This is a genomic window from Variovorax sp. FW301-JW7, assembly GCF_058788795.1.
Genome location: NZ_JBYTBC010000009.1, coordinates 189,214 through 211,505, shown reverse-complemented (window position 1 = coordinate 211,505; position 22,292 = coordinate 189,214). Strand labels below are relative to the sequence as shown.

At 70.0% G+C, this 22,292-nt stretch carries 18 protein-coding genes; 10 read left to right on the top strand and 8 right to left on the bottom strand.

Features of this window, described 5'->3' with window-relative positions:
* Nucleotides 1-140: 140 nt before the first annotated feature.
* The 4 genes from AC3WQM_RS23765 (at nucleotide 141) to AC3WQM_RS23750 (ending at nucleotide 3,124) form a co-directional block, all read left to right on the top strand.
* Entirely contained in the window at nucleotides 141-800 is a 660-nt protein-coding gene (locus tag AC3WQM_RS23765) for a YiaD family glycine zipper/OmpA-like lipoprotein (RefSeq protein ID WP_062480790.1), read from the top strand.
* Between the two features lie 85 nt (nucleotides 801-885).
* The gene (locus AC3WQM_RS23760; protein ID WP_489060665.1) at nucleotides 886-1,443 is read left to right on the top strand and encodes an OmpA family protein; all 558 of its coding nucleotides are present in this window, start codon (nucleotides 886-888) and stop codon (nucleotides 1,441-1,443) included.
* 136 nt (nucleotides 1,444-1,579) lie between these two features.
* On the top strand, nucleotides 1,580-2,506 hold the full coding sequence (locus AC3WQM_RS23755; protein ID WP_492682185.1) for a helix-turn-helix domain-containing protein: 927 nt from the start codon (nucleotides 1,580-1,582) through the stop codon (nucleotides 2,504-2,506).
* 138 nt (nucleotides 2,507-2,644) lie between these two features.
* On the top strand, nucleotides 2,645-3,124 hold the full coding sequence (locus AC3WQM_RS23750) for a 2,4'-dihydroxyacetophenone dioxygenase family protein (protein WP_492682183.1): 480 nt from the start codon (nucleotides 2,645-2,647) through the stop codon (nucleotides 3,122-3,124).
* Between the two features lie 9 nt (nucleotides 3,125-3,133).
* Here AC3WQM_RS23750 and AC3WQM_RS23745 read toward each other — a convergent pair whose 3' ends face one another.
* The 4 genes from AC3WQM_RS23745 to AC3WQM_RS23730 form a co-directional block, all read right to left on the bottom strand.
* On the bottom strand, nucleotides 3,134-3,760 hold the full coding sequence (locus AC3WQM_RS23745) for a response regulator transcription factor (protein WP_492682181.1): 627 nt from the start codon (nucleotides 3,758-3,760) through the stop codon (nucleotides 3,134-3,136).
* Between the two features lie 68 nt (nucleotides 3,761-3,828).
* On the bottom strand, nucleotides 3,829-5,904 hold the full coding sequence (locus AC3WQM_RS23740; protein ID WP_492682179.1) for a sensor histidine kinase: 2,076 nt from the start codon (nucleotides 5,902-5,904) through the stop codon (nucleotides 3,829-3,831).
* A 2-nt stretch (nucleotides 5,905-5,906) separates the two neighbouring features.
* Nucleotides 5,907-6,725, bottom strand: a complete 819-nt coding sequence (locus AC3WQM_RS23735) for a carbon-nitrogen hydrolase family protein (RefSeq protein WP_492682177.1) — start codon at nucleotides 6,723-6,725, stop codon at nucleotides 5,907-5,909.
* Complete coding sequence (locus AC3WQM_RS23730) at nucleotides 6,722-10,858, bottom strand: YhdP family protein (RefSeq protein WP_492682175.1); 4,137 nt, start codon at nucleotides 10,856-10,858, stop codon at nucleotides 6,722-6,724. The genes AC3WQM_RS23735 and AC3WQM_RS23730 overlap by 4 nt, the downstream gene beginning before the upstream one ends.
* A gap of 25 nt (nucleotides 10,859-10,883) precedes the next feature.
* On the opposite strand from AC3WQM_RS23730, the gene glnE reads away from it, so the two are divergent.
* Nucleotides 10,884-13,679, top strand: coding sequence for a bifunctional [glutamate--ammonia ligase]-adenylyl-L-tyrosine phosphorylase/[glutamate--ammonia-ligase] adenylyltransferase (gene glnE, locus AC3WQM_RS23725; RefSeq protein ID WP_492682173.1), 2,796 nt, complete (start codon nucleotides 10,884-10,886; stop codon nucleotides 13,677-13,679).
* Nucleotides 13,672-14,778 (top strand): septal ring lytic transglycosylase RlpA family protein, encoded by a 1,107-nt coding sequence (locus AC3WQM_RS23720; protein WP_492682171.1) that lies wholly within the window; start codon nucleotides 13,672-13,674, stop codon nucleotides 14,776-14,778. Before glnE ends, AC3WQM_RS23720 begins: the two co-directional genes overlap by 8 nt.
* 3 nt (nucleotides 14,779-14,781) lie before the next feature.
* On the opposite strand, the gene AC3WQM_RS23715 is transcribed toward AC3WQM_RS23720, so the two are convergent.
* The 3 genes from AC3WQM_RS23715 to AC3WQM_RS23705 all read right to left on the bottom strand — a co-directional run bounded on the left by AC3WQM_RS23715 (nucleotide 14,782) and on the right by AC3WQM_RS23705 (nucleotide 17,199).
* Nucleotides 14,782-15,249 (bottom strand): carboxymuconolactone decarboxylase family protein, encoded by a 468-nt coding sequence (locus tag AC3WQM_RS23715; protein WP_062475252.1) that lies wholly within the window; start codon nucleotides 15,247-15,249, stop codon nucleotides 14,782-14,784.
* 104 nt (nucleotides 15,250-15,353) lie between these two features.
* Nucleotides 15,354-16,244 carry an RNA polymerase sigma-70 factor gene (locus tag AC3WQM_RS23710; protein WP_492682169.1) on the bottom strand — a complete coding sequence of 297 codons (891 nt, stop codon included), beginning with the start codon at nucleotides 16,242-16,244 and terminating at the stop codon, nucleotides 15,354-15,356.
* Between the two features lie 97 nt (nucleotides 16,245-16,341).
* Complete coding sequence (locus tag AC3WQM_RS23705) at nucleotides 16,342-17,199, bottom strand: ferritin family protein (protein WP_095747294.1); 858 nt, start codon at nucleotides 17,197-17,199, stop codon at nucleotides 16,342-16,344.
* 128 nt (nucleotides 17,200-17,327) lie between these two features.
* Here AC3WQM_RS23705 and AC3WQM_RS23700 point away from each other — a divergent pair, with 128 nt between their 5' ends.
* The 4 genes from AC3WQM_RS23700 (at nucleotide 17,328) to AC3WQM_RS23685 (ending at nucleotide 21,626) form a co-directional block, all read left to right on the top strand.
* Nucleotides 17,328-17,942: a glutathione peroxidase gene (locus AC3WQM_RS23700; RefSeq protein ID WP_489060649.1), complete on the top strand. Its 615-nt coding sequence runs from the start codon at nucleotides 17,328-17,330 to the stop codon at nucleotides 17,940-17,942.
* Nucleotides 17,943-18,235: 293 nt separating this feature from the next.
* On the top strand, nucleotides 18,236-19,582 hold the full coding sequence (locus AC3WQM_RS23695; RefSeq protein ID WP_492682167.1) for an NAD(P)/FAD-dependent oxidoreductase: 1,347 nt from the start codon (nucleotides 18,236-18,238) through the stop codon (nucleotides 19,580-19,582).
* Complete coding sequence (locus AC3WQM_RS23690) at nucleotides 19,579-20,385, top strand: DUF1365 domain-containing protein (protein ID WP_492682165.1); 807 nt, start codon at nucleotides 19,579-19,581, stop codon at nucleotides 20,383-20,385. Before AC3WQM_RS23695 ends, AC3WQM_RS23690 begins: the two co-directional genes overlap by 4 nt.
* A complete protein-coding gene (locus AC3WQM_RS23685) occupies nucleotides 20,382-21,626 on the top strand; it encodes a class I SAM-dependent methyltransferase (protein WP_492682163.1) in 1,245 nt (414 codons plus the stop codon). Before AC3WQM_RS23690 ends, AC3WQM_RS23685 begins: the two co-directional genes overlap by 4 nt.
* A 38-nt stretch (nucleotides 21,627-21,664) precedes the next feature.
* Here AC3WQM_RS23685 and AC3WQM_RS23680 read toward each other — a convergent pair whose 3' ends face one another.
* Nucleotides 21,665-22,276: a glutathione S-transferase N-terminal domain-containing protein gene (locus AC3WQM_RS23680; RefSeq protein ID WP_492682161.1), complete on the bottom strand. Its 612-nt coding sequence runs from the start codon at nucleotides 22,274-22,276 to the stop codon at nucleotides 21,665-21,667.
* Nucleotides 22,277-22,292: the final 16 nt, after the last annotated feature.

Below are 22,292 nucleotides of genomic sequence, written 5' to 3'. Positions count from 1 at the left end.
ACTTTAGTAGCAATCATCGCAGCATTCACGGGCGATGGCGAAAGTTTTCTTATTTTCCGTAGGGCTTTGAGCACGTACCATCGCGTACCCGTCGAGGGCTAAGCTGTGGCCCGTTTGATTCAACCTGGAAAGGCATCGCCATGAAAAAGTTCGTTCTTGCAACCACCGCAGCTGCCCTCGTCCTGTCCGGCTGTGCCGGCGGAATGACCGACACCCAGCGCAACACCGGCATCGGTGCCGGCATCGGCGCGCTCGGCGGCGCAGCGATCGGCTCGGCCACGGGCGGCAACCGCGGTGCCATCGGCACGGGCGCGGTGGTCGGCGCGGCGGCCGGCGCACTCGGCGGCTACCTGTGGTCGCAGCGCATGGAAAACCAGAAGCGCCAGATGGAAGCCGCCACGCAAGGCACCGGCGTGGCCGTGACGCAGACGGCCAACAACGAGCTCAAGCTCGCCATTCCGAGCGACGTGTCGTTCGACGTGGGCCGCTCCAACATCAAGTCGAACTTCGCACCGGTGCTCGACCAGTTCGCCAACGGCCTGCGCAACAACCCGAACGCCGAAGTGCGCATCATCGGCCACACCGACAGCACCGGCTCCGACGCCATCAACAACCCGCTGTCGGTGGACCGCGCCGCCAGCACGCGCGACTACCTGGTGGCACGCGGCGTGAGCGCTGCGGCCTTCCGCATCGAAGGCCGTGGCTCGCATGAGCCGGTGGCCGACAACAACAGCGACGCCGGCCGGGCACAGAACCGCCGCGTCGAGATCTACGTGGGCGAGCGCGCACAGCGCGGCTGATCGCAGCCCCACCGGGAAACCGGCCGCCCTATCGAACGGCCGGTTCCCGCTTCCGTTTTCATTGGTCCAAGCAGAGGGAAAATTCATGAGGAAGTTTGTTGTGTCTAGCGCGGCCCTGGCCGCTGTGTTGTTCATCGCGGGGTGCGCATCGTCGACCCCGCCGGCCGAAGCACCGGCCGCACAGCAGGCCGCACCGGCCAACAGCTGGACCGCCCGCCTGGACGCGCTGAAGGCCGAGCTCGAAAGCTCCACCAAGGGCACCGGCGTGGTGATCGAGCAGACCGCCGACAACCAGCTTCACGTCGTGATTCCGAATGAACTCTCGTTCGACACCGGCCGCGCCAACGTCAAGCGCAACCTCGCCCAGGTGCTCGACAAGGTCGCCGAAGGCCTGAAGAGCGCCACCACCGCCAGCCTGCGCGTGGTCGGCCACACCGACAGCACGGGCAGCGAAGAAGGCAACGAACGCCTCTCGGTGAGCCGCGCCGACAGCGTGCGCAACCACCTGGTGGGCCGCGGCGTGTCGACCACCGTGATCACCACCGACGGCCGCGGCTCGCGCGAGCCGCTGGCGGACAACGGCACGGCCGCCGGCCGCGCGCAGAACCGCCGCGTCGAAATCTTCGTCGCCGAGAAGATCTGAGCGCAGGTGCTGCGCGCACGGCGCGCGGCACCGTGAGGAAATCCCGCATGAGGGCACGGCACCGCCGGCCCTAACATCGCGCGGCCTGCACGCGGCGCGCGCACCGCGCGCCGGGCGGACACGAGAGGAAACTCCGATGAACGCCATCGCGCCGGCCCCATCGAGCGTCGCATCCCATTTCGCGCCGGACATCATTGCCGAGGGCACCGGCGCGCGCCCGAACTACCTCGTGACAGGCGGCGACCAGCTCTTCGCCGCCCGCTGGCAGCAGGACCCATGCTGGCTGCCCTTCCACGGCGCGGCGCATCACGTGCTGGTGCTGCACGAGAACGGCAGCACCGCGGTGCGCAAGTACGAGCGCGGCAAGCTCGTCGCCTCGCGCTCGCGGCTGGGCAGCGTGAGCTTCATCCCTTGCGACGGCACCGAGTGGGAAATCGGCGGGCGTTGCGGCGTGGTGCACCTGTACATCGGACAGGCGCTGATCGCGCGCGTCGCGGCCGAGGAAGACCTCGGGCCGGCGGTGGAGATCGATCCCTTCTTCGCGATCCGCGACCCCTGGCTGCAAGGCTTCTTCCAGATGCTGGTGAGCGAGGTGGAGCTGTACGGCGCCGTGCCCCTGAGCCCCGATTCCTTGCTGCTCTCGCAGAGCCAGCACCTGCTGGCGCACCACCTCGTGCGGCGCCACTCCGCGTCGGGCCGCGGTGCGCTGCTGCACACGGAGGGCGCGCGCCGGCAGCCGGCCCTGACCCCACAGCAGTTGCGCCGGGTGACCGAGCACATCGACGCGCACCTGGCCACGCCGCTGGGGCTGGCCGACCTGGCCGGGCTGGTGCACCTGTCGCAGGACCACTTCATCCGCAGCTTCAAGGCGGCCAGCGGCATGGCGCCCTACCAGTACCTGCTGCGTCGCCGCCTGGAGGGCGCCGCCGAACTGCTGCGCACCAGCGACCTGCCCATCGAGGCCGTGGCCCAACGCATGGGCTTTGGCAGCCCCGCGTACTTCTCGACGCGCTTCCGTGCGTTCCTCGGCGTGGCGCCGAGTGCCTACCGCCGCATGCGCTGAACGGCGCTGCAACTTGCGCAAAAGCGCGCCGCTTTCGACATCCCGTGCTTCGTTCGGGCCAACAGGCCCTGGCGTGAGAAGCCGCTCCTAGACTGGCTTCGCAGGCCGATCCCGGCCGCATCACCCCACGGAGACACCATGACCCTGACCGCCCTGAAAGCCACGCCGCCGGCCAGCGCCGCCCACGCGCGCATCACGCTGCCCTATCCGAATTTCCAGAAGCTCGAAAGCTATCCATGGAAGCCGTGGGTCATGCCCGGCGTGGCGTACAAGCTGCTGAGCATCAACCGGCGCAGCGGCGGCTTCACCTGCCTGCTGAAGGTCGATCCCGGCACCGAGGCGCCGGTCCACCATCACCTGGGTGCCATCGAGGTGATCGTGCTCGAGGGCGACATCTACTACGAGCGCAACGACATCGGCCGCCCGGGCGACTACATGCACGAGCCCGCCGGCGACATCCACCAGCCGCGCTCCGACGGCGGCTGCGTGCTGTTCTGCGTGTTCGAGGGCGCCATTGCCGGGCTGGGCGAGGACGGCAACGTCGTCGGCATCGTCGACGGTCGCAGCATGCTGGAGATGGCCACGCGCGACGGCGCGGCGCAGCACGTGCACAGCTGACGACCGGGGCTAGAGATCCCGCAGGCGGTTGGCCAGCTCCACTGCCGACTTCACTTCCATCTTCTCGAACACGCGCGCCCGGTGGACTTCCACCGTGCGCACGCTGATCGCGAGCTGGTCGGCGATGAGCTTGTTCGGCAGGCCCTCGACCACGAGGCGCATCACGTCGCGCTCGCGGTCGGTCAGCTCGGCGATGCGGTCGGCCAGGCCGCGGCGCACGCGCTGCACCTCGAGCGCGCGCTGCGACATGCCCAGCGCCTGCTCGATGCGGTCGACCAGCGCGTTGTCCGAGAACGGCTTCTCGCAGAAGTCGAAGGCCCCGCGCTTGACCGCCTCGACGGCGGTGGGCACGTCGGCATGGCCGGTCAGGAAGATCACCGGCATCTCGGCCAGCAGGCCGCGTTCGGCCAGCCGGTCGAACAGCACCAGCCCGCTCATGCCGGGCATGCGCACGTCCAGCAGCAGGCAGCGCGGCTGGTCGGGCAACGTGGCCTCGTCCAGGTACTGCTCGAAGGCCTCGGCGCTGCCGAAGTGCTCGCTGGCCAGGCGGCGCGAACGCAGCAGCCAGGCCAGCGCCTCGCGCACGCTGGCGTCGTCGTCCACGATAAAGATCAAGCCATCGATCAGCGGTTGCATGCCATGAGGTCCAGCGGAACAGAAAACGAAGAAGAAGAAGAAGAAGAAGAAGAAGAAGAAAAAGGCGGCTATCCCGCAGCCGGGAGCGTAAACCTGAAGACGGTGCCCCGGGGGCGATTGGGCTCGAACATCAGCGCGCCGCCATGTTGCTCCACCACGGTGCGGCACAGGCTCAGGCCCAGGCCCATGCCGTCGGGGCGCGTGGTGAAGAAGGGCGTGAACAGGCGCGCCGCCACCTCGTCGCTGATGCCACAGCCCAGGTCGGCCACGGAGAACTCGAGCCAGCGGCGGCCATCGGCCGGCGCGGTGGCACCCACGGGCAGGGCACGCGCCACGCGCAGGCGCAGCAGGCGGCTGCCGGTGTTGTCGGGGCTGTCCATGGCCTGCATGGCGTTGCGCGCCAGGTTCAGCAGCACCTGCTCGACCAGCGTGCGGTCGCACACCACGGCGGGCAGGCGCTCTTCGCAGACGATCTCGATCGTCACGTCGAGCTTGCGCGCCTGCAGCCGCACCAGCGGCAGCACGGCGTCGATGAGCGCCTGCGGCGCCACGGCCTCGCGCATGCGGTCGCGCCGGCGCACGAAGTCGTGCACGCTGCGGATCACCTGGCCCGCACGGTCGGCCTGCTCCGCGATGCGCTTCACGGCCATGGCCACCTCGGCCTGTTCGCCCTGCACCTCGGGCCCGAGCAGGTTGAGCGAGCCGGTGGCGTAGCTGGCGATGGCGGCCAGCGGCTGCGTGAGCTCGTGGCTCAGCAGCGAGGCCATCTCGCCCACGGTGGCCAGGCGCGCGCTGGCCTGCAGGCGCTCCTGGCTGGCGCGCGAGAGTTCCTCGACGCGGCGCTGCTCGCTCACGTCGATGAAGGCGCTCATCCAGCCGGTCTGCACCCTGTGCGCGTTGATGAGCGGCGCCTCGAAGATGAGCACCGGAAAGCGCGTGCCGTCCTTGCGCATGAAGACCGACTCGAAGCCCTCGCGCGGCGGCAGGCCGCCCGCGAAGCGGCGCGTCTGGCGCAGGTGGTACTCGTGCGCCAGCTCGGTGGGCCAGTAGGGCGCCTCGACGCTGTCGGCCATGAGCTCTTCGGGCGTGAAGCCGACCATCTCGCAGAAGGCCGGGTTGACGTAGGTGATGCGCCCCTGCAGGTCGCGCGCGCGCAGGCCGGTGATGACCGAGTCCTCCATCGCCTTGCGAAAGGCCAGCGCGTCGGCCAGGTCGCGCTCGGCGCGCAGGCGGCGGCGGGTGTCGCGCGCCAGCAGGATCAGCACCGACACGAGCGCGATCGAAATCGCCGTGACCAGCGCCGTGAGCATGTTCGGGAACAGGTCGGGCGCGGCGCGCCAGCCGTCCACGCGCAGCATGAGCGAGGCGCCCGGCAGGTCGATGCGCTGCTGCGAGGTGAACACGCGCGTGCCGATGCGTCGCGAGGTGCCCAGCGCCACCAGCCGCGTGCCGTCGGCCTCGGTGAAGGCGACCTCCTGGCCGCGCGTGAGCGTGGGGCCGACCAGCTCGACCAGCGTGTCGCGCAGCGAGTAGCTCGCCACCAGGTAGTCGCCGCTGTCCATCGGCAGGCACAGCTCCATCACCTCGACACCGCCGCCGCCGGCCACAGGCACGTAGTGGCTGGGCGAGTAGGCGGGCGCGCCGGCCTTGCGCGCGGTGGTGCAGGCCAGCGTGACGTCGGACTGCGCGGGGCCGCGGCTGCTCTCCTCGAGGATGCGCATGCGGTAGGGCGTGTTCACGGCCTCGATGGGTTGCAGCTGCGCATCGCGCCATTCGAGCCGCAGCCATTCGCGGTGCTCGCGCAGCTGCGCCGCCGCGCGGTCGGCCCAGTGCGTGCGCTCCATGCCCGGCGCGAGCGTGGCGCGCAGGCTCTGGGCGTTGCGCTGCAGGCCGCTGCGCAGGTCGACGACGGCGTCGGCCGTGTCGCGCTCGAGCGCGGCCTGCACCTGCTCGACCTCGTGCCGACCGGCCAGCCACACGACGGTGACCAGCAGCGCCAGCACCAGCACCGCCAACAGCAGCCAGAGGAACCAGCGCTGCCACAGCGAGCGCAGGCGCGCGAAGGCGATCCACACCCGGCGCTGCCGCGATGGCTCGGGCGGCTGCGGCGGCGGTGCGGGAAGGTCCAGCGCCTCGTCGGCCATCGTCAGGCGAGCACGCGGTGCGACAGCGCGGGCAGCTGGGCGCGCGTGCGCTCGACCTGCCGGGCGTCGAGGTCGAACAGCACCACGCCCTCTTCGGCGGCCTGCTGCGCCACCACCGTGCCCCAGGGGTCGATGACCAGCGACTGGCCCCAGGTCTGGCGGCCGTTCTCGTGCGTGCCGCCCTGCGCGGGCGCGACCACCCAGGCCAGGTTCTCGATGGCACGCGCGCGCAGCAGCACCTCCCAGTGGGCGGCGCCGGTGGTGCGCGTGAAGGCGCTGGGCACCAGCATCAGGTCGGCGCCCTGCCCTGCCAGCGCGCGGTACAGCTCGGGAAAGCGCAGGTCGTAGCAGACGCTCATGCCCACGCGCCAGGCGTGGCCGTCGCGCGAAGGCAGCTCGAACACCACGGGCTGCGCGCCCGGTGCGATGACGCGGCGCTCGTCGTAGCGCTCGGTGCCGTTGTCGAAGAAGAACAGGTGGATCTTGTCGTAGCGCGCCACGCACTTGCCTTCAGGCGAGAACGCCAGCGAGCTGTTGAAGACGTGGTCGGCGTCGTCGCTCTCGATGGGCAGCGTGCCGCCCACGATCCACAGGCCGAACTCGCGCGCCGCATCGGCCAGGAAGCCCTGCACCGTGCCGGCGCCGGCGGTTTCGCGCAGGCCGAGCTTGTCGGTGTCGCGCGCGCCCATCATGCAGAAATACTCGGGCAGCACCGCGAGCTCGGCGCCGTCGCGCGCCGCCTGCCCGAGCAGGGCGTGGGCGCGCACGAGGTTGGCTTCGCGGGCGATGGCGGACACCATCTGGATGGCTGCGACTTTCATTGCGTGGTCTCCATTTTTTTGCCTTCCCCCGCTGTCGATGCGCCCGGCAGGCCGGGCAGCAGCTGCAGCGAGCGCGGCACCTTGGCGATCTTCGGGTCGGCCCAGGTGCCTTCGACGTGGAACTCCTGCGTGGCGGCGGCCGCGAGCGGCTTGCTCAGCACCCACTGCGCGAGGAAGGTGCCCAGGCCGATGGCCGGGTTGATGGCCGTGGCCACCAGCGCGGCGGTGCCGGCGTTGATCTCGGGCACCACCACCACGCGCAGGTTCTGCGTCTCGCGCACGATGTCGGCCGAGCCGTCCATCAGCGCGGCGGCGTTGACGCCCTTCATCTGCAGGTTGTTGGTGCTGGCGATGCCCTTGTTGATCTTCGCGTCGCCGCGGATGAAGTCGAAGGCGAAGCCCTGGCTGAACACGTCGCGGAAATCGAGCGTGAGCCGGCGCGGCAGCGCCTGCAGGCTCAACACGCCCAACAGCTTGGCCAGGCCGGGGTCGGCCTTGAGGAACTGGCCCTGCTCCACGTCGACCTGCAGCTGGCCGCCCAGGCTCGGGTAGTCGAGCGAGAACGGCGAACCGCGCCAGTTCACCTCGCCCTCGAGCCGCCCCTTGCCGCGCCGCAGCACGCCCGGCATGCCGAAGCGCGTGAGCAGGTCGCCGGCGTCGGCGATGTCGAGCTTGAAGTTCATGGCCGTGCGGCGCTGGCCGGCGCTGGCGCCCGCGGGCGCGGCCCAGGTGCCCTTGGCGGTGAAGGTGGCTTCGGGCACGCTGAACGCGAGCTTGTTGAGCAGCCATTCGCGCCCGCCGCGGTTGACGGCGTCGATCTCGGCGCGGCCCAGGTGCTTGCCGAGCAGCTCGAAGTCGTCGACCACGATGTCCAGCGCCGGCAGGGTGCCCGGTTGCTCGTCGAGCAGGGTCTCGACCTGCGTGGCCTCGGCCGGCGCGATCTTCAGCCGCGCGAGCCGCGCGTAGAGCCGGCCGGCCTGGCTGTGGCTGTACTCGGCGTAGCCGCTCAATTCGGTGGCGTCGACGTTGGCACGCCACAGCGTGCCGTCGCGCGTGCCGCCGAGCACCACGTTGTGCAGGGTGCGGCCCGCGATGCCCAGCTGCTGCGCGCGCACCGCGATGCGCGTGGGCAGGTAGGCCAGATCGGGATCGTCGGCCCGCTCGCTGCCGGCGACCACCGCCGCGGTGCCCACCAGCGCCTGCCAGGCGCCCATGTCGAGCTTGGCGATGTTGACGTTGGCGAACACGCCCCAGTCGGACGGCAGCGCCGTCTCGCCCGGCGCCAGCCCGATGCCGATGCCGCCGCGCAGCACGCGCGCCTCGCCCGTGGCCGAGAGTTCGCGCACGTACTGCACCGAGCCGATGCGGCCGAGTTCGAGCGTCAGCTGGTCCTGCGTGGCATGGCGGGTGTCGCGCGCCAGCACCTTCTTTTCGATGCGCAGCGGCATCTGCTCTTCGGCGGTCTTCACGAGCGGCGTCGGCAGCTGCAGCGCCAGCCCCTGCAGGCTGCTGGTGAGCGAGAACTCGGGCGTGTCGTCGCGCATCGAGAAGGTGGCGGCGTAGGGCGTGCTGCCGGTGGCATGTTTGGCCAGGCGCGCGAGCCAGTCGACCTCGCGCGCGCCGCGCAGGCCTTCGGCGCTGGCCGTGCCCTGCGCCTTCAATGCCAGTTCGCGCTGCGGCCCGCTGAAGCGGCCCTTGCCTTCGACGCGCACGTCGCCGCCCAGCAGGCGGGCCTGCACGCCGGCCAGCGAGAAGCCGGTGTCGGTGAAGTTGAGCGTGCCGCGCGCCTGCGTGAACGGCGGGGCTTCGGGCACCACCTGCAGCTCGTTGTCGGCCAGCGTCACGGTGGCCTGCACCTTGGTGCTGTTGACGTTCTCCAGCGGCAGGTCGAGGCGCAGCTTGTAGTCGGCCGAGCCGGTGGCGCGCGCACGCTGCAGGAAGGGCCCGGCCTCGCCGGCCAGTGGCGCACCGGCGCGCAGCACTTCGCCCAGCGGGCCCTTGGCCTGCGCGTCGACGCGCAGCAGCGCGGCGTGGTGCGACATGTCGGCGATCTGCGCCTCGGCCTTGGTGATCTCGACGCCGGGCGCGCCCGCGATGCGCCCGCGCGCGTTGCGCACCTGCATGCCCGCGCGCTCGAACACCAGTTCGCCCGACACGCCGGTGAGCGCCGGCCACACGGGCGGCGGCGCGGCGGGCGGGCCGGTGCGCGACGCCGGGGTCGCGGTGGCGGCGGCCAGCGACGGCGGCACGTAGGCGTAGTGCACGTCCGACACCTTGGCCGCGATGCGGAACTCGCCCTGCTTCGGGTCCATGAAGGGCATGTCGTGCAGGTCGCCGCGCACGCGGAAATCGACGGTGCTGGCCGTGCCCTTGATGACCGACTCGCGCACGTAGTCGCGCGTGTGCTGCGGAATGTCGAGCGGCAGGTAGCGGAACACGCGGGTGCCGTCGGCGCGCGTGAGCTTGCCCTGCAGGTCGAGCACGCCGGGGTGCTGCGCGCGGCTGCTCGAGGTGGCCGGGTCGCTGGTGCGCCAGCTGGCCTCGGCCTCGCCCTCGGCGTCGGCGTTCGCGAAGCGCAGCTTTGACATCTGCACCTGCATGGCGCCGTTGTCGAGCTTCCACTGCAGCTGGGTCGAGAGCCGGTCGATGGGGATCTCCGGGTCTTCGAACACGCCGGGGAATTCGAGCGAACCCTTGGCGATCGCCAGCGTGGCGGTGCCGCCGGTGTGGCTGGCGTCGAAGTCGAGCGTGGCACCGCTCAGGCCGGGCGTGCCCGGATGAATGCGGGGCGGTGCAGCGGGAGCGCCGGCCGGTGCCGGGGTGCTCGGCGTGGTCGCGGCCGGCGCCGGCTGCGAGGCCACGCGCAACCCGCTGACCCGGCCCTTGGCCTGGTAGCGCGCGATCGCGTCGGGCGCGCCCTGCCAGTTCACGTCGATGCGCTCGACCAGCCCGCGCGGCGCATAGGCGCCCAGCACGCGGTGGGTGGCCTCGCCCAGCGGCAGGCGGTCGGCGATGAGCGCCAGCGCCGCCAAGTCGAGCCGGTCGGCCTTCAGCGCGCCGTGCTCGGGCGTGCGGCCCTTGGTCGGCGTGTGCTGCAGCCACAGATTGCCGCCGGGCCAGCGCAGGCCGTCGACGGTGTCGAACTGCAAGGCGGTGGTCGAGAACTCGAAGGTGTCCGCGTTCATCTGCCCCGCGAGCCGGCCGGTGACGGCGCGCAGCACCAGCGGCTGCAGCCCCTTGCCGAGCGAGGCGTCGATGCGGTTCAGCCCCAGGTCGGCGGCGCCGCCGACGATGCGCCCGTCGTCCACGTCGGCCCACACGCGCAACGCGCCGTTGCCTTCGCGGATGCGCGCATCGAGCGAGACGTACTGGCCGAGACGGGTGACGTCGATGTAGGGCAGGTCGGCATAGAGCTGGCCGTCCCAGGTCTGCCAATGGCCGCTGCGCAGCGACAGCAGCGGCTGGCGGAACTGGCCGCGCAGCGTGAAGCGCTCGCCCCAGCCGGCCGGCGGCGTGGCGTCCAGCCGCAGGCCGTGGCGGCGTGCGCCGTTGCGGGACACGAAGCGCACGTCGGTCAGCAGCAGGGGTTCGGCACCGCGCTGCTCGTCGGTCCAGCGCACGGTGCCGCCTTCGATGACGAACTCGCGCTGCGCGAAAAACCAGTCGGCGGCGCGGGTTTCTCCGGTCGTGTCGGTCTCCATGTGCAATCCAGCCACATGGAGTTTTCCCTGAGTGTCACGGCGCACGTCGAGCTGCGGACCCTCGATGTAGAGCTGCTCGAAATTCAGGCGCCAGAGCGACCGCGGCGACACGCTCGCCACCACGCGCACGAGGCGAAGGGCCTCGCGTTGGTCTGCGTCCTGCAGCACCACGTCGCGCAATTCGAAGGCCGGGAATAGCCCTTCGGAGCGGGCGGTGATGGCGCCGATGCGCACCGGGACACCGATGGCCTTGCTAGCCTGCGCCTCGAGTGCACCGCGAAAATCGCCGATTCGCGGCACAATCCACGCGTGCAGGACCACGACTGACAGCGCCAGCAGAAGCCACGCAGCGAAGAGCAGACCCAATAGCCAGCGCGCTGTCACAGCGGTGATTTGGAGCAGACGTGAAGGGGAAGACGCCGTGTCGTTCATTGAGGATCGCGCTGTGTCGGGAATTATGACCGCCAGCCTAGAGCCGGGTTCCGCGCCAACCCACACCAGTGTGAATCAGTTGCCATCCAATCCGACGCCTTCCGCGTTTTCTTCCAGTTCCCGATTCGTCCAGCGGCTGCGCCGCCGCTATGCGGCCGAGCTTGAATTGCTGCCGCCCGGCGAGCCCCGGCGCGAATCGATGACCGTCGCCTACGACGCCCTGCGCGCACGCGGCGTGGCCGTGGGCGATGCGTTGCGCATCGTGCGCCAGCTCACGATGGAACGTCTGGTCACACTCGACTGCGACCAGCAGGCCCCGCTTGCGGTGGTGACCACCGCCGTGACCGAGCTGGCCGAACTGGCCCTGGACATCGCCTGCCAGGACGCCTGCCATGAACTCGACGCCCAGCACGGCGCGCCGCTCGGCCCCGAAGGCCAGCGCTCGCAGCTGTGGGTGATCGGCATGGGCAAGCTCGGCGCGCGCGAGCTCAATGTGTCCAGCGACATCGACCTCATCTACCTGTACGACGTGGACGGCGACACGGCCGGCGATGCCGACGGGCGCGGCAAGCTGTCCAACCAGGAGTACTTTGCGCGGGCCGTGAAGCGCATCTATGCGCTGGTGGGCGACGTGACCGAGCACGGCTTCGTGTTTCGCGTCGACCTGGCGCTGCGGCCCAACGGCAACTCGGGGCCGAGCGTGGTCTCGCTCGACGCGCTGGAAGAATATTTCCAGGTGCAGGGCCGCGAATGGGAGCGCTTTGCCTGGATGAAGAGCCGCGTGGTCGCGCCGCGCGCCGTGGTGCTCGGCGGCCAGGCCCAGGCGCTGCGCAACGTGGTGCTGCCCTTCGTGTTCCGCCGTTATCTCGACTACAGCGTGTTCGATTCGCTGCGCATCCTGCACCGCCAGATCCGCGAGCAGTCGGCGCGCCGCAGCGCCGGACGCCCCGAGCGCGCCAACGACGTGAAGCTCTCGCGCGGCGGCATCCGCGAAATCGAATTCACCGTGCAGCTCTTGCAGGTGGTGCGCGGCGGCCAGTTCCCCGAGCTGCGCACACGCCCCACGCTCGACGCACTGCAGCGGCTGGCGCGCGCCAACCTCATGCCGCAGGACACGGCCGACACGCTGGCCGCGGCCTACGAGTTCCTGCGCCGCGTGGAGCACCGCATCCAGTACCTGGACGACCAGCAGACCCACGTGCTGCCGGTCAACGACGACGACCTGCGCTGGATCGCGCAGTCGATGGGCTATGCCGACTGCTGCCCGTTTCTCGAACAGCTCGACACGCACCGCGAGTTCGTGGCCCAGGAGTTCGACAAGCTGCTGGGCGGCGAGAAGCCCTGCAACGGCAAGTGCAACGGCAAGAAGGCCGCCGCACCCGCCGACCTGGCCGACCTGCTCGACGACCTGCCGCCCGTGTTCGCCGAGCGCATCCGCGACTGGTGCGAAACGCCGCGCGTGCTCGCCCTGCGCGAGGAAACCCGGGGCCGCCTGCGCCAGCTGGTGCAACGCACCGGGCAGTGGCTGAAGGAGCCCGACGGCGACGGCGCGGGACAGACGCCGCGCCACGTCGATGCCGCCATGCGCTGGGCCGACTGGATCGAGCCGCTGATGCGCCGCGAGAGCTACCTGGCGCTGCTGGTCGAACGCCCCGCCGTGCAGGAGCGCCTGCTGCGCCTGCTGGGCGCCGCGAAATGGCCCGCGCGCTACCTGATGCAGCACCCCGGCGTGATCGACGAGCTCGCGAGCGACGAAATGCTCTCGGGCCGCTTCATCGCCGACGAATTCGAGCGCGAACTCGAAGCGCGCCACACCTCGCTCACCCGCACCGGCGAGGCCGACGAAGAGCGCCTCTTGAACCTGCTGCGCCACGCCCACCACGCCGAGGTGTTCCGCACGCTGGCACGCGACGTCGATGGCCGCATCACCGTCGAGCAGGTGGCCGACGACCTGAGCGCGCTGGCCGACACCACGCTGCGCGTGACCGCGCGCTGGTGCTGGCCGCATGTGCGCAACCGGCACCGCGAGGTGCCGCAGTTCGCGATCATCGGTTACGGAAAATTGGGCGGCAAAGAGCTGGGCTACGGCAGCGACCTGGACATCGTGTTCGTCTACGACGATGACGACGAGCGCGCCGGCGAGGTCTATGCGGCCTACGTGCGCAAGCTCATCAACTGGCTCACGGTGAAGACGCGCGAGGGCGACCTGTTCGAGATCGACACCGCGCTGCGGCCCAACGGCAACTCGGGCCTGCTCACCACCAGCTTCGAGGCCTACGAAAAGTACCAGCTCGGGCGCGGCAGCAACACCGCATGGACCTGGGAGCACCAGGCCATGACGCGCGCGCGCTTCGTGCTGGGCAGCGCCGACCACGGCGCCGAGCTGGGCGCGCGTTTCGACCAGGTGCGCGAGGCCGTGCTGGTGGCCCCGCGCGACCGCGAGTCGCTGAAGGCCGAGATCATCGGCATGCGCAACAAGCTGCGCGGCGCCCGCCCCGTGAAGGCCGACCGCTTCGACGTGAAGCACAGCCCCGGCGGCATGGTCGATGCCGAGTTCGCGGTGCAGTTCCTGGTGCTGTCGGCCTCGGGCGCGCACCCCGAGCTGATTCCCAACCTGGGCAACATCGCGCTGCTGCTGCGTGCCGAGCAAGCCGGCCTGCTGCCCGACGGCGTGGGCCGCGACGCCGCCAAGGCCTACCGCGAGCTGCGCCGCGTGCAGCACACCGCGCGCCTGAACGAAGAGCCCACGCAGGTCACGCCGCCTGCCCTGAGCGCCGAGCGCGACGCCATGCTGGCGCTGTGGAAGGCGGTCTTTGGCTGACGGCGCCCTCGCTTCCCGCGCGCTGACGGCCTGCGCCCTGGCCGCCGCGCTCGTGCTGGCCGGCTGCGCCAGCGGACCGCGCAGCAGTGGTGGCGGCGTCGCCAGTGGCCGCGACGGCCCCGGCAGCAACATCCCGTCAGACCTCGACCGCGTCCCCGACGCCGAGCCCCGCATCGAGCCGATCCGCAGCAGCGGCGGCACCAGCAAGCCCTACACGGTGCTGGGCCGCGGCTACCAGCCGATCACCGACGACCGGCCGTTCCGCGAATCGGGCATCGCCTCGTGGTACGGGCGCAAGTTCCATGCAGCTTCCACCGCGAGCGGCGAGCCTTACGACATGTACGCCATGACGGCCGCGCACAAGACGCTGCCGCTGCCGAGCTATGTGCGGGTGCGCAACCCGGCCAACGGCCGCGAAGTGATCGTGCGCGTGAACGACCGCGGCCCCTTCGTGGACGGCCGCGTGATCGACCTGAGCTACACGGCGGCGCTGAAGCTCGACCTGCTGCGCGGCGTGGCGCCGGTGGAGATCGAGCGCATCACCAACGACGACATCCGCACCGGCGCCTGGCGCCGCGATGCGGGCACGGCCTATGCCGCAGCGCCTGCGCCGGCCCCCGCGCCCGTTCGGGTGGCGGCTGCGCCGGTGGCTGTGCCATCGGCCTGGGTCGCGCCGGTTGCGATGACCGCCGCAGCCGCCCCCGTGGCGACGATGCCCGTGGCACCACAGACGCCAGTGATGGCCGTGGCACCGTCGGAGCCCGAGGCACCGGCCGGCCCGCGCGAAGCGATGGTGGTGACGGACCTCGCGCCGCTGGCCCCGCTCGCTGCGCCCGCCGCACCCTCGGCGCCTTCGTCCGCCGCGTCCGGCTTCTGGGTGCAACTCGGCGCGTTCCGCGAACGCGACGGCGCCGAGAGCTTGAGAAACCAGGCCGCGCGCGGCCTGCCCACGCTGGCGCCGCAGCTGCGCGTGTTCAGCGAAGCCGGCACGCACCGCCTGCAGGCCGGTCCGTTCCCGTCGCGCAATGCGGCGGGCGAGGCCGTCACGCAGCTGCGCGACAACCTGCGCATCGCGCCGATGGTGGTCGAGCGGCGCTGAGGCTCAGGGCATCGCCTTGGCCACGACCTGCGAACGCAGGCCCACGCCCAGGCGGTTCCAGGCGTTGATCTGCGCCACGGCGAGCGAGAGCTCGACGATTTCCTGGTCGCTGAACACGGCCTTCAGGGCTTCGAATTCGGCATCGCGATCGGCGTGGTGGTCGGCCAGGCGCGTGAGCGTTTCGGCCCAGTCCAGCGCGGCGCGCTCGCGTTCGTTGAACAGGCTCACTTCGCGCCAGGTGGCGAGGCTGTTGATGCGCTGCCAGTCTTCGCCCTGCACGCGCAGGTCGCGCACGTGCATGTCCAGGCAGTAGGCGCAGCCGTTGATCTGCGAGACGCGGGCAAAGACGAGGTCGATCAGCACCTTGCCGAGCGTGCTCGACTCGAAGCTGCCGTTGACGGCGATCATGGCCTGGAAGGACTTGGGGGCGAACTTGGTCCAGGCGAGACGGAGGGCGGGGGCTTGGCTCATGAGATGTACTCCAGGGTGGTTGAAGGAAACAAGCGAAATCCGCTTGCTACCCCCTGAAGACGCGCCAGCCATCGGCCCTGTGACAGGCTGCGCGAATTTTTTCTTCAGGCGCCCCGTTTGGCCGCGAACAGCTGCGCGATGCGCGCCAGCTTGTCGGGGTTGCGCTGGGCGCGGATGCGCACGATGCGCTCGCCCTCGATCTCGAAGGTCTGGGCCGATTCGAGTTCGCCGTCCAGAAAGCGCAGCATGCCGGGCTCGCCGTTGAGCTCGACCAGCTCCATGTGCACGCCGGCGCCCATGCGGCGCCAGAGCGAGAAGTACAGCTGCGCCAGTCGCTGGCTGCCGCGCAGGATCTTGCTGAAGGTCTGCACCTTGCCCCCGCCGTCGCCGATGAGTTCGACGTCTTCGGCCATCAGCGCCTTCAGGTCCTGCATGCTGCCGCGCGCGGCGGCGTCGGCGAAGGCGCGCAGCAGGCGCTGGTGCGTATCGCGCGACACCTGGAAGCGCGGGCGGGCCTCCTGCACCTGGGCCTTGGCGCGGTGCACCAGCTGGCGGCAGGCGGCCTCGCTCTTGCCCAGGGTCTGGGCGATCTCGTCGTAGTCGGCGTCGAACACCTCGCGCATGAGAAAAGCGGCGCGCGCCTCGGGCGCCAAGCGCTCGAGCACGGCCAGGAAGGCGACGGAGATGTTGTCGACGCGCTCGAGCGTTTCCTCGGGCGTGTCGGGCGACCCGGTGAGGGTGGGCTCGGGCATCCACGGGCCGATGTAGTGCTCGCGCTGGACCTTGGCGCTGCGCAGCCGGTCGATCGACAGGCGCGTGACGACGGTCACGAGCCAGGCTTCGGCACTGTCGAAACTGGCCTTGTCGGCCTCGTGCCAGCGCAGCCAGGCGTCCTGCACCACCTCTTCGGCCTCGGCCACGGAGCCGAGCATGCGGTAGGCGATGCCCTGGAGGCGGCGGCGGTGGCTGTCGAAGGTGAGGGTCGGGTCGTCCATGCCCGATTAGACGTTTGACGTCGCCGTGTTGTGACAGCTCGCGCCCAAAAAAAATCGCCCCGGCATGCGGGGCGATTTTTTAGATATTGGGAACGGCTCAGGCGCCCTGGTATTCGGGCTTGGGGCCCAACGTGGCCGAGACTTCCTTGCGGTAGCGGTTCAGCTCCTGCACGGTCTTGAAGCTGCGGTTCATCAAGAGGCTCAGGTTGTGCAGGATGCGCTCGCCGACCTTGGTTTCCCATACGGCATCGAACTTGATCTGCTTGTCCAGCCAGTGCTCGAGCCAGTCGGGATCGGGCATGCGGCTCTGGATGGTGTCGTTCGGGAACAGTGCCTTGTTCACGTGCAGGTTGGTCGGGTGCAGCGCCTGGGCGGTGCGGCGCGCACTGGCCATCAGCACGCCGACCTTGGTGAAGGCGGCACGGGCTTCGTCGCCGAACTTTTCCATGGCGCGCTTCATGTAGCGCAGGTAGGCGCCGCCGTGGCGGGCTTCGTCCTGGCTCAGCGTGGTGTAGATGTGCTTGATGACCGGCTCGGTGTGCCACTGGGCCGCGCGACGGTACCAGTGGTTCAGGCGGATCTCGCCGCAGAAATGCAGCATGAGGGTTTCGAGCGGGGGCGCCGGGTCGAAGTCGAAGCGCACCTCGTGCAGCTCCTGTTCGGTGGGCGCGTGCTGCGGGCTGAAGCGCTTCAGGTACTCCATGAGCACCAGCGAGTGCTTCTGCTCTTCGAAGAACCAGATCGACATGAACGCCGAAAAGTCGCTATCGTGCCGGTTGTCGCGCAGGAACATCTCGGTGGCCGGCAGCGCCGACCACTCGGTGATGGCATTCATCTTGATGGTCTGCGCCTGCTCTTCAGTCAGCAAGGAGGCGTCGAACGACTGCCAGGGAATGTCCTTGTCCATGTCCCAGCGGACGGATTCGAGTTGTCTGAAGAGTTCCGGGTAGAGCATCAAAGTCTTTCAATGGCCGCCGATTTTAGTCGGGCCGTTTGGCGCGCCCGTGACAGACGCGCGATGATGTGCTTACGCGCGCGCTTGCGCCATAGATGCTCACCCCCTTTTCGATCCAGGAGCCCGTCATGCGAACCCCCGCCCGATCGTCGATGCTGCGACGTTGCGCCACGGCCTTTTCACTCGGGGCGGGCCTTGTGGCCGCCCTCCCGGCGGGTGCCCAGACCGCCCCCGCCGCGCCCGTGGTGGGCGCTGCGGCGGGATGCCCGGCGATCCTGCAGCACAGCTTCCCGCGGCTGCAGGATGAAAAGCCCCAGAACCTTTGCCAGTACTCCGGAAAAGTGGTCCTGGTGGTCAACACGGCCAGCTTCTGCGGCTTCACCCCGCAGTACAAGGGGCTGGAGGCGCTGGACATGAAGTACCGCGCCCGCGGCCTCGTGGTGCTGGGCTTCCCGTCGAACGACTTCTCCCAGGAATCGGGCTCCAACAAGGAGATCGCCGACTTCTGCGAAAGCACCTTCGGCGTGAAATTCCCAATGTTCGCCAAGTCGGCCGTGCGCGGCACCGACGCCAATCCGCTGTTCAAGCAGCTGGCGCAGGCCTCGGGCACGACGCCGAAGTGGAACTTCTACAAGTACCTGATCGGGCGCGACGGCAAGGTGGTGCAGGCCTGGTCGAGCATGACGGCGCCGGACGAAACCGGCTTCGTGAACGTCATCGAGAAACAGCTCGGGCCAAATTAAGACTGATCAGTTCACAAAAATACGTATCGGTAATATTATTTGCCGATGCGTCCCTCTCACTGTGAACTGCGCGTCACAAACGTTTACCACTCGACGGGGAACCGTGCGCCAAAACCCGCGCTCATACTTGGCGTGGGCGGCCAAGGCCCACAGGTTTTCATGTTGCGAGGTCTTCCGGGCGCCTGCCGTCCGGTTGAAATCCCGAGGCGATTCTTCTCCTCCTCCCTCCCTCCCTCCTTCGTGTCGGGGCGCCTCGCAGCATTTTTGTCTTCCCGCCGGAACCGGGGCTTGCGATGACGCAGCGCCCCACCGGCCCTCCCCGCATCGCCGTGATCGGTGCCGGCATCTCCGGCCTCGCAGCCGCCCATGCGCTGCGCGATACGGCCCGCGTCTCCCTCTTCGAAGCCAGTGACTACTTCGGCGGCCATGCGCACACGGCCACGATCGAGCTGCCGCGCTCGGCGCACGACACCACCCGCGTCGCACACGGCGTGGACACCGGCTTCCTGGTCTACAACGAGCGCACCTACCCGCAGCTGATCCGCCTCTTCGCCGAGCTGGGCGTGGAAACGGCCGCCTCGGACATGTCGTTTTCGGTGCAAGCGGTGCGCGACAACGGCCAGCCGCTCGAATGGAGCGGCAGCCACCTGGGCACCGTGTTCGCGCAGCGGCGCAACCTGCTCGACGCCCGTTTCCTCGGCATGCTGCGCGACCTGCTGCGCTTCAACCGCCTGACCACGCGCATCGCCGAGGCGGGCACCGAGGGCGAGCTGGCCCAGCCGCTGGGCGCCTTCCTCGACACCCACCGCTTCGGCACCGCTTTTCGCGACTGGTACTTCCTGCCGATGATGGGCTGTATCTGGAGCTGCTCGACCACGCAGATGCTGGCGTTCCCGGTCGCGACCATGATCCGCTTCTGCCACAACCACGGGCTGATCCAGATCGCGAACCGCCCTGCCTGGCGCACGGTGCGCGGCGGCTCGCGCCATTACGTGGAGAAGATCGTCGCCGGCCTGCCCGACGCGCGCCTGCGCACGCCGGTGCGGCGCATCGTGCGCGACGACGACGGCGTGCGGGTGTCGACCGACGCGGGCACCGAGGTGTTCGACCACGCGATCCTGGCCACGCACACCGACCAGTCGCTGGCCCTGCTCGGCGACCCCGACCCGGCCGAGCTGGCGGTGCTCGACACGATTCGCTACCAGCGCAACCACGCCGTGCTCCACACCGACGCCTCCGTGCTGCCGCGCCGGCGCACTGCCTGGGCCGCCTGGAACTACCAGCGCGGCGCCACGGGCGACGACGAGGCGGGCCGCGTCTGCCTGCACTACCTGCTGAACAAGCTGCAGCCGCTGCCCTGGGAGCAGCCGGTGATCGTGTCGCTGAATCCGGTCGGCGAGATCGCGCGTAGTCGGGTCATGGCCGAATACGACTATGACCACCCGGTGCTGGACCTGGGCGCGATCCGCGCGCAGGCCGAGGTGCCTGCGCTGCAGGGCCGGCGCCGCACCTGGTTCGCGGGCGCCTGGATGGGCTACGGCTTCCACGAAGACGGCCTGAAGGCCGGGCTGGCCGCCGCCGAGGGCGTGCGGACGCGGTTGGCCGGCGGCGAGGCGGCACCGGCAAGGCGCGCAGCATGACCTCGCCGGTGCAGGCCGTGCCGCACCTGGGCTTCGGCGAAGTCCGGCACACGCGCCTGCGCCCCGCGCACCACGCCTTCGTCTACCCGACCTTCTTCCTGATGCTGCCGATGCGCACCCTGCGCGCGCACGGCAACGCGCAGCTGACGCTGAACCGCCCGGCCGCACTGTCGTTCCACGACGCCGACCACGGCGACGGCCGCGACCCCGCCCAGGGCGGCGCGCTGGCCTGGCTGGACGCGCTGCTGGCCGAGCACGGCATCGACGATGCCGACGGCGAAGCCTGGCTGCACTGCTACCCGCGCGTGTTCGGCTACACCTTCAAGCCCGTGAGCTTCTGGTACTGCCACACGGCGCAGGGCGCGCTGCGCGCCATCGTGGTCGAGGTGAACAACACCTTCGGCGAACGCCACTGCTACCTGCTCGACCAGCCTGGCTACGGCGTGGAACTGCGCGCCGCCAAGGCCTTCCACGTCTCGCCGTTCTGCCGGGTCACGGGCGATTACCGCTTCCGCTTCTTCATCGATGCAGCCCGCACGCGCACGGTGGTGCGCATCGACCACGACGACGCCGACGGCCCGTTGCTGCAGACCAGCGTGAGTGGCGAGCTCGCGCCGCTGAGCCCGGCCCTCGTGCGGCGCGCGCTGTGGCGCTATCCCGCCATGACCGTCGGGCTGATCGCGCGCATCCACTGGCAGGCCGCGAAGCTGTGGCTCAAGCGCGTGCCCTTCATCGCCAAGCCGGCACCGCCGCTTTCCTTCGTGTCGCGCGACACCCCTTCCTCCCCGCAGCAGCACCCATGATACCGACCACCACCACCGCCCCGGGCTTCCCCCTCGCGCTGCCGCAGGACGCGCCGCGCGCCGCGCGCACCGTGCTCGGCCTGCTGCAGCGCCTCACGCACGGCTCGCTCACCGTGCGGCTGCCCGACGATTCGGTGCGCCACTTCGGCGCCGCGCCCGGCAGCAGCACGCTCACGGCCTCGCTCACGCTGCGCAACTGGGAGCCCTGCCGGGCCGCGCTGCGCTCGGGCGACATCGGCTTCGCCGAAAGCTACATCGCGGGCGACTGGGGCACGCCCAACCTGGTCGAGCTGATGCAGGTGGTCATTGCCAACCGGCGCGCGCTCGAAGACGTGGTCTACGGCCACTGGCTGGGCCGCCTCGCGTACCGGCTGCGGCACCGCCTGAACCGCAACAGCCGCGCGGGCAGTGCGCGCAACATCCACGCGCATTACGACCTGGGCAACGCCTTCTACGCGGCCTGGCTCGACGAGACGATGAACTATTCGGCTGCCTGGTTCGAGGGCGACCTGGCGCGCCCGCTGCCCGAGGCGCAGCGCGCCAAGGTGGCGCGTGCGCTCGACCGGGCCGGCGTGAAGGCGGGCGACCGCATGCTGGAGATCGGCTGCGGCTGGGGCGCGCTGGCGGAAATGGCGGCGCGCGAATTCGGCGCCTCGGTGACCGGCGTGACGCTGTCCACCGAGCAACTGGCCTACGCGCGCGAGCGCACCGCGGGCCTGCCGGTCTACCTGCGCCTGCAGGACTACCGCGACATCAGCGACGCGCCCTTCGACGCCATCTGCTCCATCGAGATGGTCGAGGCCGTGGGCCGCGACTACTGGCCGGCCTATTTCCAGGCCGTGCACCGCCTGCTCAAGCCGGGCGGGCGCGCCTGCGTGCAGACCATCGTGATCGACGACCGGCTGTTCGAGCGCTACATCGGCGCGACCGATTTCATCCAGCAGTACATCTTCCCGGGCGGCTGCCTGCCCTGCCCGCGCGAGTTCCGGCGCGCCGCCGAGGCTGCCGGGCTGGAGGTGGTGAACGAATTCGCCTTCGGCGCCGACTACGCCGAAACACTGCGGCGCTGGCGCGAACGCTTCCTCGCGCAGCGCGCCGCGGTCCTGCAGCAGGGCTTCGACGAACGCTTTCTGCGCATCTGGGAGTTCTACCTGGCCTACTGCGAGGCCGCGTTCCTGCAGCAGAGCACCGACGTGGTGCAGTACACGCTGCGCAAGCGGCCCCCACCGCCGGCCGGCTGAAACGCCATGAAAAAAGCGCCCTCGGGCGCTTTGTCGTTTCAGGGCTGGGTGTCGATGAAGCTCGGCCGCAGCATGAGCTTGTCGTACAGCCTGGCCAGGTTGGCGTGATCGCCGCGCCAGTCGATTTCGGGAAAACGCAGCCCCAGCCATCCCAGCGCGCAGCCGACCGCGATGTCCGACAGGCTCAGGTGGATGCCGCTGCAGAAGGGCTTGTCGCCCAGGCCCTTGGCCATGGCGGCCACGCCGGCCTGGACCTTGACGCGCTGGCGCTCGATCCAGGCAGCGCTGCGTTCGCCGTCGGCACGGCCCGTCCAGGTGGCTTCGAGGCGCCAGAGCACGCCGGCGTCCATGACGCCGTCGGCCAGCGCTTCCCAGGTCTTGACCTCGGCGCGTTCGCGGCTTTGCTGCGGAATGAGCTTGCCCACGGGCGACAGGGTGTCGATGTACTCGACGATGACGCGCGAGTCGAACATCGCCTCGCCGCCTTCCATGATCAGGCACGGCACCTTGCCCAGCGGATTCGAGTGGGCGATCATGGTGTCGGCCGACCAGACGTCTTCGATCACGAACTGGTAGTCGAGCCGCTTTTCGGCCAGCACCACGCGCACCTTGCGCACATAAGGACTGGCGGCGGATCCGATCAGTTTCATGAAGGCTCTCTCCCCA

What these genes read in the sequence shown, in the direction of transcription:
- AC3WQM_RS23750 (WP_492682183.1), top strand. Translation starts at nt 2,645, where the DNA reads ATGACCCTGACCGCCCTGAAAGCCACGCCGCCGGCCAGCGCCGCCCAC.
- AC3WQM_RS23685 (WP_492682163.1), top strand. Translation starts at nt 20,382, where the DNA reads ATGATACCGACCACCACCACCGCCCCGGGCTTCCCCCTCGCGCTGCCG.
- AC3WQM_RS23690 (WP_492682165.1), top strand. Translation starts at nt 19,579, where the DNA reads ATGACCTCGCCGGTGCAGGCCGTGCCGCACCTGGGCTTCGGCGAAGTC.
- AC3WQM_RS23680 (WP_492682161.1), bottom strand. Translation starts at nt 22,276, where the DNA reads ATGAAACTGATCGGATCCGCCGCCAGTCCTTATGTGCGCAAGGTGCGC.
- AC3WQM_RS23765 (WP_062480790.1), top strand. Translation starts at nt 141, where the DNA reads ATGAAAAAGTTCGTTCTTGCAACCACCGCAGCTGCCCTCGTCCTGTCC.
- glnE (WP_492682173.1), top strand. Translation starts at nt 10,884, where the DNA reads ATGACCGCCAGCCTAGAGCCGGGTTCCGCGCCAACCCACACCAGTGTG.
- AC3WQM_RS23760 (WP_489060665.1), top strand. Translation starts at nt 886, where the DNA reads ATGAGGAAGTTTGTTGTGTCTAGCGCGGCCCTGGCCGCTGTGTTGTTC.
- AC3WQM_RS23730 (WP_492682175.1), bottom strand. Translation starts at nt 10,858, where the DNA reads ATGAACGACACGGCGTCTTCCCCTTCACGTCTGCTCCAAATCACCGCT.
- AC3WQM_RS23745 (WP_492682181.1), bottom strand. Translation starts at nt 3,760, where the DNA reads ATGCAACCGCTGATCGATGGCTTGATCTTTATCGTGGACGACGACGCC.
- AC3WQM_RS23710 (WP_492682169.1), bottom strand. Translation starts at nt 16,244, where the DNA reads ATGGACGACCCGACCCTCACCTTCGACAGCCACCGCCGCCGCCTCCAG.
- AC3WQM_RS23735 (WP_492682177.1), bottom strand. Translation starts at nt 6,725, where the DNA reads ATGAAAGTCGCAGCCATCCAGATGGTGTCCGCCATCGCCCGCGAAGCC.
- AC3WQM_RS23705 (WP_095747294.1), bottom strand. Translation starts at nt 17,199, where the DNA reads ATGCTCTACCCGGAACTCTTCAGACAACTCGAATCCGTCCGCTGGGAC.
- AC3WQM_RS23755 (WP_492682185.1), top strand. Translation starts at nt 1,580, where the DNA reads ATGAACGCCATCGCGCCGGCCCCATCGAGCGTCGCATCCCATTTCGCG.
- AC3WQM_RS23740 (WP_492682179.1), bottom strand. Translation starts at nt 5,904, where the DNA reads ATGGCCGACGAGGCGCTGGACCTTCCCGCACCGCCGCCGCAGCCGCCC.
- AC3WQM_RS23700 (WP_489060649.1), top strand. Translation starts at nt 17,328, where the DNA reads ATGCGAACCCCCGCCCGATCGTCGATGCTGCGACGTTGCGCCACGGCC.
- AC3WQM_RS23715 (WP_062475252.1), bottom strand. Translation starts at nt 15,249, where the DNA reads ATGAGCCAAGCCCCCGCCCTCCGTCTCGCCTGGACCAAGTTCGCCCCC.
- AC3WQM_RS23695 (WP_492682167.1), top strand. Translation starts at nt 18,236, where the DNA reads ATGACGCAGCGCCCCACCGGCCCTCCCCGCATCGCCGTGATCGGTGCC.